The sequence below is a fragment of the Staphylococcus intermedius NCTC 11048 genome (assembly GCF_002902385.1).
GTDB classification, from domain to species: domain Bacteria; phylum Bacillota; class Bacilli; order Staphylococcales; family Staphylococcaceae; genus Staphylococcus; species Staphylococcus intermedius.
Genome location: NZ_PPQH01000008.1, coordinates 1 through 18,855, shown reverse-complemented (window position 1 = coordinate 18,855; position 18,855 = coordinate 1). Strand labels below are relative to the sequence as shown.

Here is an 18,855-nt window from a genome sequence, read left to right as displayed (position 1 = left end):
TCACTAGTTAATATACTATATAATTTCACAATCTTTATATTTTTATTTCTTAATATATATTTTAACTAAAAAGGCGCAATAAAACGGCAATGTAAGGGCTTGCATAACAAAAATAATCTTCTTAGAATGGGTCTTGTTTGGATAGCTATCTGACAAAAACAAAAGAGAGAAGGAACTCACATGGATTTCATTTTGGGAATCGGGACATTACTCGTTGTTTTACTTGCAATGACTTTATTCTTAAAATTTGCCCCGAATGGAAAAGTCAGTTTACAAGCTTTATCAGGTGCTGCTTGTGCTTCATTCTTGCCAGAAGCATTTTTAAAATACGCCATTGGTGGTGTGTTTCATTCACAATACTTTATTCAATTAGGCGATATCGCTGGGAGCTTAAGTGGCGTTGCAGTGGGGATCCTCACTTGTTTAAAGTTCGGTATTAGTCCTGTATTTGCTGTTTTAACTGGCCTTGTACTTTTTGACTTTAAACTTTTACCCGCTTTTATTGCTGCATACTTTGTGGCTTTCGGCATTAAACAACTTGAAAAATATGTACCTGAAGGATTAGACCTGATTGTCGTTATCTTATTATCTCCTGCCATCGCATACGGTATTGCGTCAATCGTGTCACCGAGTGTTACTGCAGTACTTAAACAAATTGGTACAGCCATCACAGCTGTAGGTGACAACAATCCATATGCGCTTGCACTCGTTATTGGTGCGATTGTGCCTGTCGTAGGTATGACACCGTTAAGCTCAATGGTATTTACAAGTTTATTAGGTTTGACTGGTATTCCAATGGCTATTGGGGCACTCGGCTGTATGGGCAGCTCATTTGTCAACTTTGTGATGTTTAGAAAATTAAGAATTGGTAACGCAGGAAAAGCCTTTGCAGTGGCTGTCGAACCATTAACGCAAATTGATACAATCGCAAAATATCCGATACAGTTATACGGTACGAATGCCATTGTCGGTATGGTGAACGGTTTATTTATTACTTATATGGGCATCGTTGTGAACCAACCTGGTATGGCAACACCTATCGCTGGACCGATTGTAGCACTGGGCTTTAATGAAGTGGTTCCTACAGTGATTACCATTGTCGTCGTAGCAATTATCAGTATGATACTCAGCTTTTTTATCGGCACATTCATCAGTAAGAAACGGCCATCTCTTGACATTAACATGCCTCAAGTCAAACAACAAACTCATTAAGGAGCGGATTATTTATGGCACGTACAAAAGATTACCAAAGTGCGTTTGATATTATCGGTCCAGTCATGATGGGGCCATCGAGTTCACATACTGCAGGTGCAGTGAAAATCGGTCAGGCAGCCCGTGCTGTCCTTGGTGATACGCCAGAGAAAATCGTTGTGAACTATTACGAATCATTTGCAGAAACACATAAAGGGCACGGCACAGACTTAGCGATTATCGGTGGACTTTTAGGTTTTAGTACATTTGATGCGCGTATTAAAACATCTACAAAAATTGCGAAAAGTGAAGGTATCGACTTTGAATTTATCGAAACATCCGGTTCAAGTTTAGGCGAACATCCGAATTGTGCAGTCATCGAAATTGATCACGGTGATCGTCATGTCGAACTGAATGGTATTTCAATCGGTGGCGGTGCATTCAAAGTAAAAAGTATTCACGTTAACCAAATGTGTATTTTGATGACACATACGCCCCCTATTCTTGTGATTGATGGAGAATGTAAAATTGCTGAAGTCAATCATCTCATTAACGATTTAATTGAGCATGAAGTCGACATTAACGAAGAAATTAAGACGATGTCAAAAGGGCATTGCTTACTTGCTTTACATTTAAATAAACCGATTAAAAGTGAACTACTGTCAGCCATCAAAGAAAAATATGCGTTTTTAAACTTTTCATATATTGAATAAATTGGAGGGACTCCCATGTTTGATACAATGAAAGCATTGATCGATTATGCCACAGAACATGAAACGACTTTTTCAGAAATTATGATTAAACATGAAATGGACACACGTGGTATGACACGCGAAGAAGTCATGGCTATGATGCAGCAAAACCTTGACACAATGCGCGAAGCTGTTGAAAAAGGAACGACAGGTAAAGGCGTAAAAAGTGTCACGGGTTATACGGGGCAAGACGCGATTAAAGTTCATGAATACAACAAAAACCATCAAGCCCTTTCTGGATTTGATATGATTGCAGCTGTTGAAGGCGCGATAGCAACTAATGAAGTGAACGCAGCAATGGGAATTATTTGCGCGACACCAACTGCCGGTTCTTCAGGTACCATTCCAGGGATACTCTTTAAACTCGAAAAATCACACGACTTAACGAATGACCAAATGCTCGAATTTCTATTTGCAGCCTCGATATGCGGTATGGTGATCGCAAATAATGCTTCAGTCGCAGGTGCAACAGGAGGATGTCAAGCAGAAGTCGGTTCAGCATCCGCTATGGCTGCCGCCGCTGCTGTTCAAACATTCGGTGGTACGCCCGAACAAGCCGGGCATGCCCTTGCAATCAGTATTAGCAACTTACTTGGCTTAGTGTGTGACCCTGTTGCAGGATTAGTAGAAATTCCTTGCGTGATGAGAAATGCGATAGGTTCAGGCAATGGTTTGATATCCGCAGACCTTGCCCTTGCTGGTGTGGAAAGTCGTATTCCAGTAGATGAAGTGATAGAGGCTATGGATAAAGTGGGCCGTAACCTTCCTGCTTCATTACGTGAGACAGGTTTAGGCGGTCTTGCGGGTACGCCAACAGGTGAAGCGATTAAAGCAAAAATTTTCGGTGATTCCAAACGATCCGAAGTGTTCTCCTAATATGTGATTGAAAAAGCTCGAGGTGAGATGACAGGTGTCATCTTCACTTCGAGTTTTTTGATGGGAATCGTCATTGATGTGAACATTTCGGGTTGATGCACTTGCATGTTACATTTCCTTGTTTTCGCTATGGATTGCTATCTTGGACTCGCGTTCCTAGGCGCCTCGCCTCAGGAGTCTCGTCCAGATTTGCAATCCATTCATGAACATCTCGGATTAAAAAAGAAACAGAAGTGTTGTATGGCGTATTTGTATCTACATCAATCAAAGCATCTTTATATTGAAGATAAAAAATGGATACTTTGCGTTTGCTTCATTTCATAAGTTTACTTTCATTCATTAACTATCTTCAAAAAAACAACTTAACTAATGGTCAAAATTCTTGAGTATCAATCCTTTAGAACGCGAGTCCATGGTAGCAATTGTGGAATTTTAAAAAGGTTATCAATGGGGATAATTTGGTTAAAATATGTCAATTCAAAAAACGGCTGATGAGATATCCCACCAACCGCTTTATTGTGATTCAATTTATTTACGAACTAAGCGTTTCTTTACACTTTCATCTTCTGGTTCTTCTTTAATGATAACTTGACGTTCTTGATGACGGTCTGTTTGTCGTTTTTCCCGTAATTGGAAAACAACAAAGTGATAGATGAAAAACAAAATAAAAGTGAGTGATAAAGACTGCATTAACAAATATTGCCATGTGCCCGCAATCAAAAAGGTTTCTGCAATGGTTGTTGAGATAACCATTCCAAAAAATAATAGCATCAATTTTTTCAGCATCGAACTCATCCCCTTTGTTCGTAACAGTCGTTAGTTTCTCTTTATACGTTACTCATGACATGAACACTGAATCAACAGTTACTTTTTACGTTGTTGATATTGATGAAAGTCTATCACATTTTCATACTTTTCGCCTGAATGATTTAAAATATTCTTAAATTCTTCTGATGTATGACCTAAATATAACCACCTTCTCATATGATTCAACATTTCATCAAAGAGGTCCAAACCAGTTGGAAAGGCATCTTCATCTAATACCTCTTCTTCAATCAATGCTTCAAGCACTGGCATAAAATCATGAGCCTCACTTAAATGTTTTAACTGTAATAGTAATTCTGTTCCAAGTTCTTCAGCCATTAAGTTGCGTTCTATAAAATCCATGTAGTCATTTTCGATAAAATGGTCTTTTACCCATTCAATGACACGATCACATTGCTCGGGGTCAATCCCATAAACTCGTTCGCTATATATCAGCATCTCTTCTTTTGTTTCAGGCAAATAATATGTGCCCTTTGACGCAATTTCTAGCATATCTGGCTGATCGAATTGAAAATCTATATGTGTAATGTTTCCATCTTCAACTACATAATTTTTGAAATCAGGATTCACTTCTTCTACTAAATCAAGCCAGTCTTTCAATGCGTCCAATGTTAAAGTTTGATCCATATATTTTTGGTAAACGACTTGGAGCTGTTCTAACGGGAGTGAGCCGTATAATTCTACACTCGCAATCAATAATCGATACAGGTCAGATAGTTCTTTCAAAGTCTCATCTGTTTGAACCGCTTCTTTCATTTTCGTATCAATCTCATGAGGAATCAAAATTTCACCCGTGTCATCAATCATCCGTCTCGGTTTATACATCAAAAATGATTGAGGCACTTCCATCGTCGTTTCGAAAGGAATGCCGATTTCAGTCATTTGTTGTGTCAATACGAGCAGAAGTTGATGCGCCCGACTAATGTGTTCAACACTTTCTCGAATATACTTTGGTGTCACTAAATGTGTAATGAAATGCATAAGCAACTCTGATTTATTCAAGCCAGAATATCCTGTGATACCATACTGTTTACATAACTTCTTAATATCTTCAATGGTGTAATGATCTAATAGCGCAACAATACTTCTTTCTTCATCCGCTTCTCCTAATGTCAGTGCAATCACTTCATGAAGTAATTCGTCTCGTTCATCTTCAGTTAAGTTAGAAAAAAATTCTTCAAATTCTTCATCACTGTATCTCATCATTTCACCTACTCATGTCATTTCGTTATCATTATTGTATCCGTAAATACATGAATTGTGAAATTATTCCTTATAATGACTGATATGATTTGTGTTCTTTTCTATACGTTACAAATTTTTACCTTTTTGATTTTGGATTGAGTGCGTCTTTCAACCCCTTGCCGATAAGGTTAATACATAAAATCGTCACTGTAATAATGAGTGCAGGTGGCATCCAAATCCAAGGAAACTGAGCTTACTAAGGTAACGATTTCAATATCGTATTCAACACGACTGTAAAAGGAAGGTATGGTAATCACATGACAAACTCGTTAAATCGTATTGAGAACAGTTTGTACTTTTTAAGTGAGCATTGACAGGACTAGGAGAATGACATAAGTGATAATGGTAAATAAGAACATAAAAAAGATACGTGGGAAGACTTTGAATTTTGAGGTCTTCGCACGTACCTTGATTGATGTCATATCGTTATAGAGATGATAATGCTTCTGAAATTTCGTTATCACCCGTTAACACCTGAAATTCTTTGCCACGATGGTCTGCATTTGTAGCCACTTCATATAAGACAGCTGCCACATCTTCACGTGGAATTTGACGCACATCAGGTTGTTCAAACAATTCAGCAACATTCACTTTTCCTGTCCCTTGATTGTTCGTTAATGCACCTGGATGTACAATGGTTGCGGTTAATTGACTATGTCTCAAATAATCATCCGCATAATGCTTCGCGATTGTATATGGCTTTAAGTCACCGCTCGCGTCAAATGCTTCACGTCGAGAGTCATACGTTGAAACCATAATGAAGTGCTCGATGTTGGCCGCTTCACTTGCTTTAATCGCTTTCACTGCACCATCCAAATCAACAATAATCGTTTTGTCTGCACCTGTACTACCACCAGAACCTACCGAAAAAATTACTTGGTTATACGATTTGAACACTTCTGTCAAATCATCAATCGTTGCTGCTTCTAAATCAATCAATGTTGCAGCAATCCCTTGTGCTTCTAGCGCTGTTTTTTGGTCTTCTTTTCTGACTGCCGCAGTAAAATCTTCACCTTGTGCATGCATTTGCTTCACAAGATGTTGTCCTACGCCACCATTCGCGCCTAAAATTAAAGTTCGTGTCATCCGACATCCTCCTCTTTCTCTTTCATATGTGATTAATCATTACTATTCCCTCTCAGCGCCTTTCAAAACACAAAAAAGAAACTGAGACACAACATCACATTGTATCCCAGCCATCTTTTCAATATCATTTAAAGTCAAAATCTCAATTCATAGCGAAAATAGAATCATGTCATTCTTGCACAATCCATATCTACTTTACAGATGTTAGAGGGGTTACACCTGTAAAATTCACATAACCGTATGCACGTTCTACATCTTCATCTGTCGGGGGTTCAACATCATTCAATGCATACGGTACACCTAAGGCCTCCCATTTATGCACACCGAGTTGGTGATAAGGTAAAATTTCGAATTTCTCAACATTGCCAAGTTGATTGATAAATGTGCCAAGTGCTTTCAAGTCTTCGGGGGCGTCAGTGAGACCTGGTACAAGCACATGGCGAATCCATATCGGTTGGCCTTGGTCTGCTAGATATTGGATGTATTTGAGTATATGAGTATTAGGTTTTCCGGTTAATTGTTGATGCTTTTCATTATCAATATGCTTAATGTCTACCATCAATAAGTCAGTATGTGCTAAAACTTGATCGAAATGTTTTTTAAAAGCTTCCGTATCGTTTGCACAGCCAAGTGAGGTATCGATGCACGTATGAATCCCTTGTGCGTGAAGCTTTTCAAACAGTTCTTCGATAAAAGGCATTTGCAAGAGAGGCTCGCCACCGCTGATTGTGACGCCCCCTCCTGATGCCTGAAAGTAAGGGAGATACGGAACGATTTCATTCACGAGTTCATCTGCTGTCGCTGTACGAGAAGGTTCATTGATTTTCCAAGTATCTGGATTATGACAATAGAGACATCTCAGTAAGCAACCTTGTGTAAAGATAATGTAGCGTAAGCCTGGCCCATCGACCGTACCTAAGCTTTCTATTGAATGAATGTGTCCTTTAATCATCGTTCTCCCCCATTTAATCATCTCTAATAAAATCTTTTAGTGTTACATCACTTGCACGTTACATTGATTCGTGGAATGTACGAGAAATGACGTCGAGTTGTTGTTCACGTGTTAATTTAATAAAGTTTACTGCATAACCTGATACACGTACTGTAAGTTGTGGATACTCTTCTGGATGTTCCATGGCATCAAGTAATGTTTCTCTGTTAAAGACGTTGATGTTCAAATGATGACCGTGTTGTAATGCATAGCCATCTAAAATGCTCACTAAGTTTTGTTCTTGTGTTGCTTCTTCTTTACCTAATGATTTTGGAACGATACTAAATGTGTTAGAAATACCGTCTTTACAGCAGTCATAAGGTAATTTAGACACTGATGATAATGATGCAAGTGCACCGTGATCATCACGTCCGTGCATTGGGTTCGCACCTGGCGCAAATGGTTCGCCTGCTTTACGTCCATCTGGTGTGTTACCTGTTTTCTTACCGTAAACAACATTTGAAGTGATTGTGAGTACGCTCATCGTATGTTCAGAGTCACGGTATGTTTGATGTTTACGTAATTTTCTCATGAAGCTTTCAACCAACTGAACTGCGATGTCATCTACACGTGGGTCGTTGTTACCATATTTTGGATAGTCACCTGTTGTTTCAAAGTCAACAACGAGTCCATTTTCATCGCGAATTGTACGCACTTGACCGTATTTAATCGCAGAAAGTGAGTCCGCTGCCACAGACAATCCTGCAATACCTGTTGCCATTGTACGGTGCACATCTGTATCATGAAGTGCCATTTCGATACGTTCGTAGCTGTATTTATCATGCATGTAGTGAATGACATTTAATGAGTTGATGTAAACGCCTGCTAACCATTCCATCATTTCATCAAATTGGCGGTATACTTCGTCATAATCTAAAATTTCAGATTGAATTGGTGCGAAGTTTGGCGCAATTTGAGCACCTGATTTTTCATCTTTACCACCGTTAATCGCATACAATAATGTTTTTGCTAAGTTTGCACGTGCACCAAAGAATTGCATTTGTTTACCGATACGCATTGCAGATACACAACATGCAATACCGTAATCATCGCCGTAGCTTTCACGCATTAAGTCATCATTTTCGTACTGAATTGAGCTTGTTTTAATACTCATTTTCGTACAGTAACGTTTGAAGTTTTCTGGTAAACGTGTTGACCATAATACTGTCAAGTTTGGTTCTGGTGCTGGTCCTAAGTTGTCAAGTGAGTGTAAGAAACGGAATGAGTTTTTCGTTACCATTGGGCGTCCGTCAATACCCACACCACCAATAGATTCTGTTACCCAAGTCGGGTCACCTGAGAATAATGCGTTGTAGTCAGGTGTACGCGCAAATTTCACTAAACGTAATTTCATGATGAAGTGGTCAATGATTTCTTGTACTTCAGTTTCAGTAATCGTACCTGCTTGTAAATCACGTTCTGCATAAATGTCTAAGAATGTTGATGTACGGCCAAGGCTCATTGCGGCTCCGTTTTGTTCTTTAATCGCAGCAAGATAAGCAAGGTATAACCATTGTACCGCTTCTTTAAAGTTTTCAGCTGGACGGCTTAAATCAAAACCGTAACGTTCACCGAGTTGTTTTAATTCTTTTAATGAACGATATTGCTCTGACACTTCTTCACGTAGACGAATCACATCTTCAGTCATAGTTGATGATAAGTCATTGAAGTCTCTTTGTTTTTCTGCCATTAAGAAATCGATACCATACAATGCAACACGACGATAGTCCCCAATAATACGACCACGTCCGTAAGCATCTGGTAAACCTGTAATAATCCCTGCTTTACGACAAGCTAACATTTCTTTTGAATATGCATCAAATACACCTTGGTTATGCGTTTTACGATACTCTGTAAAAATGTGCTCTGTTTCTTTATCTAATTCATAACCGTATGCTTCACACGCCGCTTTTGCCATACGGATACCGCCAAATGGTTGCATCGAACGTTTGAATGGTTTGTCAGTTTGTACACCAACAATTTGTTCTAATGATTCATCCAAGTAACCTGCATCATGAGATAAAATAGTAGATGGCACTTTTGTATCCATATCCCAAATGCCGCCACGTTCACGCTCTTCTTTCGATAACGCCATCACTTGATCCCACAATTTCGTCGTCGCTTCAGTTGGGCCAGCTAAAAAACTGTCGTCGCCTTGATAGCCTGTGAAATTTAATTGTATAAACTCACGAACATCCACGTTGCGTGTCCAACGTCCAGTTTTAAAACCTTCCCATGCATTATGTTTTACTTGAGTGTCTTTAATCATGTTTTTACCTCCAATTAGGTTTGTTCATCTTTTCACAATGAGTATATCAAAAATTGTGAATATAATCACTTGAAATTGAAAGCGTTTTACAAAATGTCACTATTTCGCTTTATTTTGTATAATAATTTGTCACAATTTATAAAAATTTTAAAAAGAACTTTTTTGTTGTTCGCATATTGATAGCTATTTCCTATTGATTTAAACAGTGTTCACCTAGGTATGCATATTTAAAGTTTCTACTGCTTCAGACATCAATGAACATACAAAATAAAAAAGCGTCATTTTGTATCTTTCAACAAAATGACACTTTCAATGTGATTATTTATTTTCTTCTGTTGCAGTAAATCTGTAAATTTCAGAATCATACACTTTTAGCACTTTCCATAAGACATAATCGACAATAAAACCAACAACTAATGGAATCACGAAAAATACTGCGAGGACAATCAGTAAGTTGGTCATACTGCTGCCGTCCATTAATTCTAGTGCTTTAATTGGGCCTACTAAACCAACAATACCAAATCCTGCTGTTTCTTTTACACCTGAAATACCGAATAATGCCCCAGCTGCACCTGTCACAGCCGCTGTAATGCCAATTGGTAATAATAAAATCGGATAGCGAATAATATTAGGAATCATCATTTTCATGCCACCTAATAAAATCGCGATAGGCACACCAATTTTATTCACACGTAATGTGCCTATGAAAAGAACAATCGCTGCAACGGCCACACCAATGGCTGCTGATCCTGCCGCTAAACCTGAAATACCAATCGCTAGGCCAACAGCGATGGTTGAAATTGGAGAAACAATAATGAATGAAAATAGAACTGCAATTAAAACGCCCATCAATACAGGTTGTAACGTTGTAAATGTATTCACTAAACTACCGATAGCTAATGTAATTTTGCTGACATAAGGCAATGTCCAAACCCCGATCAATCCTGCGCCACCACCTACGATAATAGGTAATAAAATCACGTTCAAACTGCCTAAGCGGTTGCCTATCCACATGACGAGGAGTACCGCAATAGATGCTGTAATCATCGTATTGATTAAATCACCAATACCGACCAGTTGCCAACCTGTTGGCGTCACTTTTGCTGCACCCGAACCGACAAATGCTGCTGCGCCAACTAACGCTGTTGCCATTGGATTCAAATTAAATTGTAACGCGATGAGTACACCAACCATAATAGGTAATGCGAATTGTACACCGAGTACAACTTGATTCATTGTTGCAAAAATATCTGCGTATTGGCTTAAATATTTAAACAATCCGCCTAACACTGCATTCGGGATAAGACCTGCAACAATTGCAATGGCTAAACCGTTTAATACTTTGAACATAAATGTTTTAAATGACATTCTTTGCTCTGCTGCTTCCATTTCCTTTACCACCTTATTTTTATAATTACATTTGAAGAGAAAAAGATTCAAATGTTACTCAAGGTACGCCGTTCATTTAACTTTCTCAGTATTACACGCTTATTCAAATGGGCTTCGTACCACAATAGTGTAAGCGTAACCGAACAAAGATTATTTATCAATACCATTTTTTCAAATATTCGCAATTTAATGTGTCTTTTATTTTTCTATCAAATCATTTTTTAAGAAAATAAAAAGAAGCATGGATACAATAAAGTGTCCTATGCCTCTCCTATCATATGATGCTTATTTTTGTGTTGCTGAATATTTACTATGTACGCGCATCATCGTATCAATTCGTGTTTCTGCTAAATGTTCGGCTGCTTGTAATGGTAAAATACCTTCTTCTTTTGCGATGGTGAAAATTTTATCCATTTGCTCGTAAATATTTTTCACTTTCTTTTCAGCACGTTCTCGATGATATTGACCGTATAATTCATCGGCAACATTGATTACACCGCCACTATTCACCACAAAGTCTGGTGCATAAATAATGCCACGTGCTTCTAACATTTGACCATGCTTGTCTTCTTCTAACAATTGGTTATTGGCACTACCGCACACCATTTTCACTTTAAGCTCCGGAATCGTTAAATCATTTAAAATACCGCCGAGTGCACATGGCGCAAAAATGTCAGCATCCACGTGATAAATATCATTAATGCCTACCGCTTCTGCGTTAAAATCATTCACTGCACGTTGCACGGCTTCTTCATTGATGTCTGTCACGATGAGTTTCGCGCCTTCTTCGTGTAAGTATTTACACAAATGATATGCAACATTGCCTACACCTTGTACAGCAACAGTTTTCCCGTCTAAACTGTCAGAACCAAACGCTTCTTTCGCTGTACGTTTCATCGCATAGTAAACACCTAATGCCGTCATAGGACTAGGGTTACCACTTGAACCGTAAGACTCACTCACACCTGTGACATAAGGCGTTTCTAAACGAATGAAATCCATGTCTTCTACCGTCGTACCTACATCCTCAGCAGTAATATAACGGCCATCTAAACTATTGATGTAGCGACCGAGTGCTCTAAAGAATGCTTCAGATTTATCTGTTTTCGGATTACCGATCACAACTGTTTTTGCGCCCCCTAAATTAAGGCCGGCTGCTGCATTTTTATATGTCATTCCTTTAGCTAAACGCATCACGTCGACTATCGCATCTTCTTCACTTTCGTAATTCCAAAAACGACAACCACCTAACGCTGGACCTAAAGTTGTGTCATGAATACAAATGATTGCTTTTAAACCTGTTGTTTCGTCGTGGCAAAAAACTAACTGCTCGTAATCAGCTTGTGCCATTTTTTCGAAAATCATTGCCATTCCTCCTTTGTGTTTCACATTTCCCGTTTATGAAACCACACGTTATCAGAATGGAACGTCTTATCTATCTAATTTAAGTGAGATATCCGTCCCACTCTACATTATCCAATATATCACATTTGCTTTTCTTTGACCCCTTCAGCTAATACGATACACGATTGTAAGCGGTTCCAATTTTGAATTATAACACATTTGGAATTTTTTGTATCATTATACATTTGCATGATCAAGATATTTTTGGTATTCATTTTTATCATTCGTTACAAATTTGACCGTGCATTCACACCAACACACTTTTTTATCGTTATAGCAATAAGTTGGTTTAAATGCTTCAAGATTCTCATGATATTTCATTGTTGTGACGACGCTACAAGTTGCTCATTTATATGATGACTCATTTTATTTTGCTTATCAAAACTTTACATTAATTGTCATTCTTATTTTTTTGAGATAAGGAGATAATTCTGCAAAATATAGCCCTTTTTCTATTTAAACTCATCCTTTTCCCTAATGTTCATTTTTTCACAATAAGCATACAATGAATGTATTCAAAGACGAAAGGAAGTTTTAGTATGATTGCGACCCAAGATAAAGTGGCTGATATCGTTACACGTTACCCTAAAACAGCTGACGTTTTCCGAAAACACGGTATCGATTTTTGCTGTGGTGGACAAATATCCATTGAAGAAGCTGTCTCAAGCAAGCCAAAATTGTCTCTCGTACCACTACTTCAGGAATTAGAAAGTGCAAGTCAACAACAAGGTGAAGGGATGCAACCACAATATTTATCTGTTCCTTCATTAATTCAATATATACAAGCACGCTATCACGACACGTTAAGAGAAGAGTTCAAGCAATTGACACCCTATGTCACAAAACTCTCACGCGTACATGGCCCCAACCATCCGGATTTAATGACATTAAAATCAACATATGATGAATTTAAATCAGCGATGTTAACACATACAGACGAAGAAGACCAAATCGCATTCCCTCAATTGGTACGTGCCGCAAATGGTGAGGATGTTGAGGATATCGATGCCGTTGTTCAATCTCTCGTCGATGATCATGATGGTGCAGGCGCATTACTCCAACAGATGCGTGAATTGACTCACGATTTTCAACCTCCAGCTGAAGCATGCGGCACTTGGCGTCTTGTTTACGACCGAATCGCACATTTAGAACGAGAAACACATGCGCATGTCCACTTAGAAAATCACGTACTCTTTCCTAAAGTATCAGGTTGACGATTCAAAAGGCATCATCAACCCGTTTAAGTATCCTGTCACTGAGACCTTTATCGTTTCAGTGACTTTTTTTTGCAATTGACATATATTCTTGTCCCGCTTGAAATAGCAATATCCACAATGCTGGATTTTGAATACTTTCGCGAATCTCAATACGATATTCAGGCTTTAATTTAAAAATTGAAGCATCGACAGACATCACATCACGTGCCGATTCATTCCACACTTCAGCATTGTATGTAAAAAAATGAAATTTAAACTTAAAGCGATCGCCTTCCGCTGTGTCATAGTAGAAGCGGGTTGGCAAAAGGTGATTCACACGGAAATGGCCCATATACTGCTCGTTTTGATACACTTTCCACTTCGGCAAAAACCAACCGAGAAATCCTTTGTCACGGGTTAAGTACAAGCGGTTTTCTCCATCTTGAATTTCATATTCTTGCCATAAATAACTGCTGAACAACCGCAGTTTAAAGCGTTGTTGGCCGCGTCCTAACTTCAGTTGATACACTTGTTCTTCTTTGTCATTGAAAACAGGCATGATTTTTTCTGTAACATCCCAAAAATGTTCTTTGTAATGAAATTTTTGCATTGCTTTACCTCTTCTCTTTAATAAGTTGATAAAACTTTGCCATATGGTATGCCCACTGTTTTAAGTACATCGGCCCATGATTGATGGCTTGTTCTAATGACATCGGTCCTGTTGACATACTGTATACTGCATCAATCCCATGTTTTTCAACCGCTTCATACCCTGCACCCAATTTACCAGCAATCGCGATGACAGGTTTACCATATCTTTTCGCTGCCTTGGCGACGCCCACAGGTGTTTTACCATACACGGTTTGTCCATCAATCGCGCCTTCCCCTGTAATGACAAGATCGGCTTGTTGTACGTGGTGGTCAAAATGCGTGACGGACAACACAATATCAATACCGCGTTTCAGTTCGACAGGGAGACACGCCAACAAACCTGCACCTAATCCCCCTGCAGCACCTGCACCTGGGATGTTAGCCACTTGTCGTCTTAAATCTCGTACAATCACAGTATGAAATTGTGTCAAAGCATCCTCTAAAATAACCTGATCTTGCTCAGTCGCTCCCTTCTGCTGACTGTAAACCGTAGTAGCCCCATTTGGCCCTAGTAATGGATTATCAACATCACAAGCGACTTCTAACTGTACATGAGACAATCGTGGATCCAATTGCGACAAATCAATGTGTGTTAATTGCGCTAAACCTTGACCCCCTCGCGAAATAGACTGACCATTCGCATCTAAGAGTTGAACCCCTATCGCTTGAAGTAGACCTGCACCGCCATCATTTGTTGCACTGCCTCCGATGCCTAAAATAATATGCGAAACACCTTGATCCAGTGCATCTCGCAACATTTGTCCGGTCCCATATGTGGACGTCACGAGCGGGTTCCGTTCCTCTGGCTTAACTAAATCCAATCCAGAAGCAGCCGCCATTTCAATGATGGCGGTTTGTCCTTCATTCGCAAGACTATATGTCGCTGAAATCGTGCGACCTAAAGGATCTTGGACAGTTATCGTTCGCCATTCACCGCTTAGTGCATCGTGCAAAGACTGTGTTGTCCCCTCTCCACCATCTGCCATAGGGATTTTATGGAACGTTGTCGTATCACCTGCCACGTCACGCCAACCTTGTTCGATTGCTTCAGCAGCTTGCATCGCTGTCATGGATTCTTTAAATGAGTCAGGCGCAATAAGTATGTGCATCGGATAACCTCCTTATATATGTTTACTCTCATATTACATGGCGAACGATAAGAATTCAAAGGCAGGTGGAAACCGTTTTCAACAATATGATGACTTTTATGCCTTTTGAGCAAAATAAAAAGGCCATGTCTCGCACATGCGCTAAGACATCACCTTTCTCTTAAATATACATCTACCAGCTATACACGTTCTGCAACATAAATCTTACGTGTGAGCCACTGACCTGTTTTCTCATCGTAATCATCACAAGTAATCAGTGTGAGTTGATCTTTATCTTTATTCATTTCATCTAACACTTCGACTTGAGATGGATTGACATCCGTGATAGATGTAATCTTGTATTTACGCGTTTCTTTGCCGACTTTAAAAGTGACTTCAGCACCCTTTTTTGCCTTGTGTAACTCTGTAAATTGATAGTTCAGACTATAATTCGTATGACCGGCAATGGCAATATTTTGGTCTTTCAATGATTCATCCTTTTCTGCAAAGCTGACACCGCGTTCCAATTGTTCAGGTGTCGCTGGACCAGGATACACTGCTTCTTTAATACCGACTGATGGTACTTCTAAGACACCGACCACTTTCGATGGGTCTTTTGGAATCTCAGGCACTTTTGACTCAGCTTTTTGTTGACTCTTTTCATACGCTTCAATTTTTTGTTCATTTTCTTTATTGGTCAAATATGCATCTATTTTAGGCTTAAAAACTAAATATACGCCTCCTAAAATCAATGCGACACCGATAAGCGGCACCAACCAACGTGTTAATTTTTGCATCAACTGACCTCTTTCACGATAGTATTATGTTACTTATTATATCATGAATTGGCATCTCACTATCAAAAAAGCAATGGATATCACCCATAAAGTACAATCCGCCCTCTTTTTTGGCTGTTTTATTATCATAAATCGATGTCAGCTCATAAAAACATAAGAACTGGGACATTAATTTTCCCAGTTCTATTTCCTACGATTTATGCTTCGTCTTTAATTAATGGTTGGTCTGGTTTAACAAAGAACCATAATACAATCGCAACGACTACTAAAACGAGCATTGAGCGTAATGTTGGAATCCAGCCGATCATTTCTGCAAGGTAACCTGCAAAAATCGGACTCAATACCGCACCGATATTGCCCCATAAGTTCATCCATCCGGAAACTGTACCCGAATAGTTACGTCCTAAGTCGGCTGCTGAAGCCCAGCTCATCACCATTGCTAAACCGATACTACTTAAACAAAGTGACATCCAAACAATATTTTTCACTAATGAATCTGAAGTCACTGCGAAGTTAAGTGAAATACCGAAAATCGCAAAGCCCACAATCGCGATAATACCACGAGCCGCAAAACGTGATTTACCACTGCTTAAAATTTTATCTGAAATTGTACCGCCACTTAAAATGAACACGAACATCACTAACCAAGGAATCCCTGCGATTTTACTCATCGTATCTCGGTCCACATGGAATTGCTCCATTAAATACGTTGGATACCAATATAAAAATAGTGTAATAACGAATTGTACTACGAAATATTGAATGGCAATTGCATAGAAACTAAAGCGTGAGAAAAATGTGCCCCATGGTGGTGTTGATTTTTGCGTTTTCACCACATCACGATTTTCCATAATGAAGTGTTTCTCCGCTTCATTGACCATTTTATGATGTTCTGGTAAGTCTTTCGCAATAATTGCCCATAAAATTGCAATTAAGAAGCCAATCACACCAAAAATATAAAATACCGCTTGCCAACCAAATGCATTCGAGATCGTAACAGTTACAATTGGCGCAAGTACAGGACCAAAATAAGAACCTGCTAATAATGCACTCGCTGCACGACCTTTTTCATGTTTGCTGAACCAATATGTATTGAATACAGCGTTGGATGGAAACATTGGCGATTCCCCTACACCGAATAGAAAACGGACGAAGAAGATTAAACCGTGATTTTTAACCATACCTGTAAAGATTGTAAATGCACTCCACCATACTAATGCAATCGTAATCATCTTTTTAGGACCGTATTTCTCAGCTAAAAACCCTGATGGTACTTGCATCAGCGCATAACCTAATGAGAAAAATGATCCAAGCAATCCGAACTGTGCTTTTGTAAGATGTAAATCTTCCATCATCGGTACCGCAATATAAGAAATATTAGAGCGGTCCATATAGGCGATTACACCAATTAAGAAAAATAGACCCGCAAATAGCCAGCGGACATTTGTTCTCTTTTGACTCATAATTTTTCCCCTCTTTCATTTGGTCATCTGATGACCTTTCATGTAGCTATCTGAATATACCACATGAAGAAAGCGGTTACAATATAATTTTGAACATTTTTTGAACGTTTTTAGAAAATTCTTTAGTAAATTACACTTTAATTAACAAAAATGGCTTAATTCTCCATCATCACAAGAGATTAAGCCATTTGTTTAAAAGACGACTTGATTATTTTTCGAATATTTACTATGCATCACAACTATTGTGCCACTTTTGATGGATGACGACGACCGTGAATGAAAGCATATAAAATCACACATAGGAATAAAATGATACCAATCGCTAAATACATCGCACGATAACCGATAACAGGTAAAATCACACCAAGTAGTGCCGGACCAAAACCAACACCAACATCTAATCCGATGAAAAATGTGGACGTTGCAAGACCGACTTGATCGGCCCGTGACACTTTGACCGCCACAACATTACCGACAGCCGTCATGCTACCGTAACCGATGCCGACTAACGCACCAGACAATAACAATGCCCATCCACTATGTGCCATGGCTAAAATTAAAATGCCTCCCCCAAATATGATGAGTGCAGGATACGCAATCCAATTTTCATGGAATCGATCCAAAATGCGCCCTACAAATGGACGTGTTAAAACTGAAGTCATCGCATAAAAGATAAAGTAGTAACTGGCTACTGTTGCTAAATCTATTTCTGCAGCATAGAGTTGTAAAAATGATAAGACCGATGCATAACCTAAACCACAAATTAATACAACGATAGCAATAGGAATCGCTGGTACTGAAATGAATTGCGAAATGTGGAAGCCATGATGTTCTGATTGTTGTTCAGCCATTTTGACATTGACTCTTAAAAACAATGCAAACACGAATGCGAACACCGCAACAATGAGACAGACTGTAAATAGTACGAATGTCGGATAAATCTCAGCTAAATATAAGCCTAAAAACGGACCTATTGCAGCACCAATGACAAGACTTAAACTGAATAAACTGATCGCGACACCACGACGGTCAACGGGCGCGATCAGCGGCACAATCGTTCCTGTCGCAGTTGTCGCAATCGCAAGTGCTATGCCATTTAGAAAGCGCGTGATAAATAAGAAAATGAGACTGCCTTCGATGAAATAAAAACATTGCGTGATCATGAACAACACCAATCCAATGATCAATAACCGCTTAGGACCGACTTCGTGAATATAGCGCCCGCCTACGAAACGCCCTATCAACGCACCGACGATAAAAATACCAGTAATCAATCCTGCGACACCTGTAGACACGTCATAACGTTGAATGGCATATTGCGCAATGACGACAATGAGTAAATACATAGCCAAATAGACAAAAAAGCTCACTAAAAAATTGTATATATAATTTTTAATAAACGCTGAATGCTCTTGATTGTGCACTCAAATCCCCCTCTCTTTATTTAGTATGCTAAGCTAACTAATAATGTTGACATTATATCCCTCTGAGGTCATAAAATCAAGCGTCTCATTTTCAAAATTTAAATGTATCCTTTAAATTCATATGGTAGTGTCTATTCATTGTTGGCCATATGCGCATAAACAGGTTCGTTTAACTTCTATAAAATTATATGGTTTAATAGAGTTGAAA

Annotated in this window: 16 protein-coding genes and 1 pseudogene; 4 read left to right on the top strand and 13 right to left on the bottom strand. The window is 38.9% G+C overall.

Features of this window, described 5'->3' with window-relative positions; translation table 11 throughout:
• Nucleotides 1–180: 180 nt before the first annotated feature.
• Genes CD138_RS01945 through sdaAA form a run of 3 tightly spaced genes read left to right on the top strand, consistent with a single transcriptional unit; the run spans nucleotide 181 to nucleotide 2,819 of the window.
• Entirely contained in the window at nucleotides 181–1,212 is a 1,032-nt protein-coding gene (locus CD138_RS01945; RefSeq protein ID WP_019169543.1) for a PTS sugar transporter subunit IIC, read from the top strand.
• Between the two features lie 14 nt (nucleotides 1,213–1,226).
• Nucleotides 1,227–1,904 (top strand): L-serine ammonia-lyase, iron-sulfur-dependent subunit beta, encoded by a 678-nt coding sequence (sdaAB, locus tag CD138_RS01940; protein WP_019169542.1) that lies wholly within the window; start codon nucleotides 1,227–1,229, stop codon nucleotides 1,902–1,904.
• Nucleotides 1,905–1,919: 15 nt separating this feature from the next.
• A complete protein-coding gene (sdaAA, locus tag CD138_RS01935) occupies nucleotides 1,920–2,819 on the top strand; it encodes an L-serine ammonia-lyase, iron-sulfur-dependent, subunit alpha (protein ID WP_019169541.1) in 900 nt (299 codons plus the stop codon).
• Nucleotides 2,820–3,347: 528 nt separating this feature from the next.
• Here sdaAA and CD138_RS01930 read toward each other — a convergent pair.
• The 8 genes and pseudogenes from CD138_RS01930 to CD138_RS01895 form a co-directional block, all read right to left on the bottom strand.
• Nucleotides 3,348–3,605, bottom strand: coding sequence for a hypothetical protein (locus CD138_RS01930; protein WP_019169539.1), 258 nt, complete (start codon nucleotides 3,603–3,605; stop codon nucleotides 3,348–3,350).
• Between the two features lie 78 nt (nucleotides 3,606–3,683).
• Nucleotides 3,684–4,850 carry a Rho termination factor N-terminal domain-containing protein gene (locus tag CD138_RS01925; RefSeq protein ID WP_019169538.1) on the bottom strand — a complete coding sequence of 389 codons (1,167 nt, stop codon included), beginning with the start codon at nucleotides 4,848–4,850 and terminating at the stop codon, nucleotides 3,684–3,686.
• Nucleotides 4,851–4,965: 115 nt separating this feature from the next.
• Nucleotides 4,966–5,073, bottom strand: a pseudogene (locus CD138_RS14610) (ABC transporter permease); the annotation flags it as partial.
• 242 nt (nucleotides 5,074–5,315) lie between these two features.
• On the bottom strand, nucleotides 5,316–5,975 hold the full coding sequence (locus CD138_RS01915) for an SDR family oxidoreductase (RefSeq protein ID WP_019169536.1): 660 nt from the start codon (nucleotides 5,973–5,975) through the stop codon (nucleotides 5,316–5,318).
• 190 nt (nucleotides 5,976–6,165) lie between these two features.
• Nucleotides 6,166–6,927: a pyruvate formate-lyase-activating protein gene (gene pflA, locus CD138_RS01910; RefSeq protein ID WP_019169535.1), complete on the bottom strand. Its 762-nt coding sequence runs from the start codon at nucleotides 6,925–6,927 to the stop codon at nucleotides 6,166–6,168.
• Between the two features lie 58 nt (nucleotides 6,928–6,985).
• Nucleotides 6,986–9,235 (bottom strand): formate C-acetyltransferase, encoded by a 2,250-nt coding sequence (gene pflB, locus CD138_RS01905; RefSeq protein WP_019169534.1) that lies wholly within the window; start codon nucleotides 9,233–9,235, stop codon nucleotides 6,986–6,988.
• Nucleotides 9,236–9,553: 318 nt separating this feature from the next.
• Nucleotides 9,554–10,624 (bottom strand): PTS sugar transporter subunit IIC, encoded by a 1,071-nt coding sequence (locus tag CD138_RS01900; RefSeq protein WP_019169533.1) that lies wholly within the window; start codon nucleotides 10,622–10,624, stop codon nucleotides 9,554–9,556.
• Nucleotides 10,625–10,909: 285 nt separating this feature from the next.
• Nucleotides 10,910–11,989: a Glu/Leu/Phe/Val family dehydrogenase gene (locus CD138_RS01895; protein ID WP_019169532.1), complete on the bottom strand. Its 1,080-nt coding sequence runs from the start codon at nucleotides 11,987–11,989 to the stop codon at nucleotides 10,910–10,912.
• Nucleotides 11,990–12,567: 578 nt separating this feature from the next.
• Here CD138_RS01895 and scdA point away from each other — a divergent pair.
• Nucleotides 12,568–13,242 carry an iron-sulfur cluster repair di-iron protein ScdA gene (gene scdA / locus CD138_RS01890; protein WP_019169531.1) on the top strand — a complete coding sequence of 225 codons (675 nt, stop codon included), beginning with the start codon at nucleotides 12,568–12,570 and terminating at the stop codon, nucleotides 13,240–13,242.
• A 58-nt stretch (nucleotides 13,243–13,300) separates the two neighbouring features.
• Here scdA and CD138_RS01885 read toward each other — a convergent pair whose 3' ends face one another.
• The 5 genes from CD138_RS01885 to CD138_RS01865 form a co-directional block, all read right to left on the bottom strand.
• Nucleotides 13,301–13,834: a hypothetical protein gene (locus CD138_RS01885; protein WP_019169530.1), complete on the bottom strand. Its 534-nt coding sequence runs from the start codon at nucleotides 13,832–13,834 to the stop codon at nucleotides 13,301–13,303.
• 4 nt (nucleotides 13,835–13,838) lie between these two features.
• Nucleotides 13,839–14,984: a glycerate kinase gene (locus tag CD138_RS01880; protein WP_019169529.1), complete on the bottom strand. Its 1,146-nt coding sequence runs from the start codon at nucleotides 14,982–14,984 to the stop codon at nucleotides 13,839–13,841.
• Nucleotides 14,985–15,163: 179 nt separating this feature from the next.
• The gene (gene srtA / locus CD138_RS01875) at nucleotides 15,164–15,760 is read right to left on the bottom strand and encodes a class A sortase SrtA (RefSeq protein ID WP_019169528.1); all 597 of its coding nucleotides are present in this window, start codon (nucleotides 15,758–15,760) and stop codon (nucleotides 15,164–15,166) included.
• Between the two features lie 197 nt (nucleotides 15,761–15,957).
• Nucleotides 15,958–17,223, bottom strand: a complete 1,266-nt coding sequence (locus CD138_RS01870) for a pyruvate MFS transporter (protein WP_019169527.1) — start codon at nucleotides 17,221–17,223, stop codon at nucleotides 15,958–15,960.
• 239 nt (nucleotides 17,224–17,462) lie between these two features.
• Nucleotides 17,463–18,647 carry an MFS transporter gene (locus CD138_RS01865; protein WP_019169526.1) on the bottom strand — a complete coding sequence of 395 codons (1,185 nt, stop codon included), beginning with the start codon at nucleotides 18,645–18,647 and terminating at the stop codon, nucleotides 17,463–17,465.
• Between the last annotated feature and the right edge of the window lie 208 nt (nucleotides 18,648–18,855).

Coding starts and splice junctions, on each gene's coding strand:
- CD138_RS01945 (WP_019169543.1), top strand. CDS start 181: ATGGATTTCATTTTGGGAATCGGGACATTACTCGTTGTTTTACTTGCA.
- sdaAB (WP_019169542.1), top strand. CDS start 1,227: ATGGCACGTACAAAAGATTACCAAAGTGCGTTTGATATTATCGGTCCA.
- sdaAA (WP_019169541.1), top strand. CDS start 1,920: ATGTTTGATACAATGAAAGCATTGATCGATTATGCCACAGAACATGAA.
- CD138_RS01930 (WP_019169539.1), bottom strand. CDS start 3,605: ATGCTGAAAAAATTGATGCTATTATTTTTTGGAATGGTTATCTCAACA.
- CD138_RS01925 (WP_019169538.1), bottom strand. CDS start 4,850: ATGATGAGATACAGTGATGAAGAATTTGAAGAATTTTTTTCTAACTTA.
- CD138_RS01915 (WP_019169536.1), bottom strand. CDS start 5,975: ATGACACGAACTTTAATTTTAGGCGCGAATGGTGGCGTAGGACAACAT.
- pflA (WP_019169535.1), bottom strand. CDS start 6,927: ATGATTAAAGGACACATTCATTCAATAGAAAGCTTAGGTACGGTCGAT.
- pflB (WP_019169534.1), bottom strand. CDS start 9,235: ATGATTAAAGACACTCAAGTAAAACATAATGCATGGGAAGGTTTTAAA.
- CD138_RS01900 (WP_019169533.1), bottom strand. CDS start 10,624: ATGGAAGCAGCAGAGCAAAGAATGTCATTTAAAACATTTATGTTCAAA.
- CD138_RS01895 (WP_019169532.1), bottom strand. CDS start 11,989: ATGATTTTCGAAAAAATGGCACAAGCTGATTACGAGCAGTTAGTTTTT.
- scdA (WP_019169531.1), top strand. CDS start 12,568: ATGATTGCGACCCAAGATAAAGTGGCTGATATCGTTACACGTTACCCT.
- CD138_RS01885 (WP_019169530.1), bottom strand. CDS start 13,834: ATGCAAAAATTTCATTACAAAGAACATTTTTGGGATGTTACAGAAAAA.
- CD138_RS01880 (WP_019169529.1), bottom strand. CDS start 14,984: ATGCACATACTTATTGCGCCTGACTCATTTAAAGAATCCATGACAGCG.
- srtA (WP_019169528.1), bottom strand. CDS start 15,760: ATGCAAAAATTAACACGTTGGTTGGTGCCGCTTATCGGTGTCGCATTG.
- CD138_RS01870 (WP_019169527.1), bottom strand. CDS start 17,223: ATGAGTCAAAAGAGAACAAATGTCCGCTGGCTATTTGCGGGTCTATTT.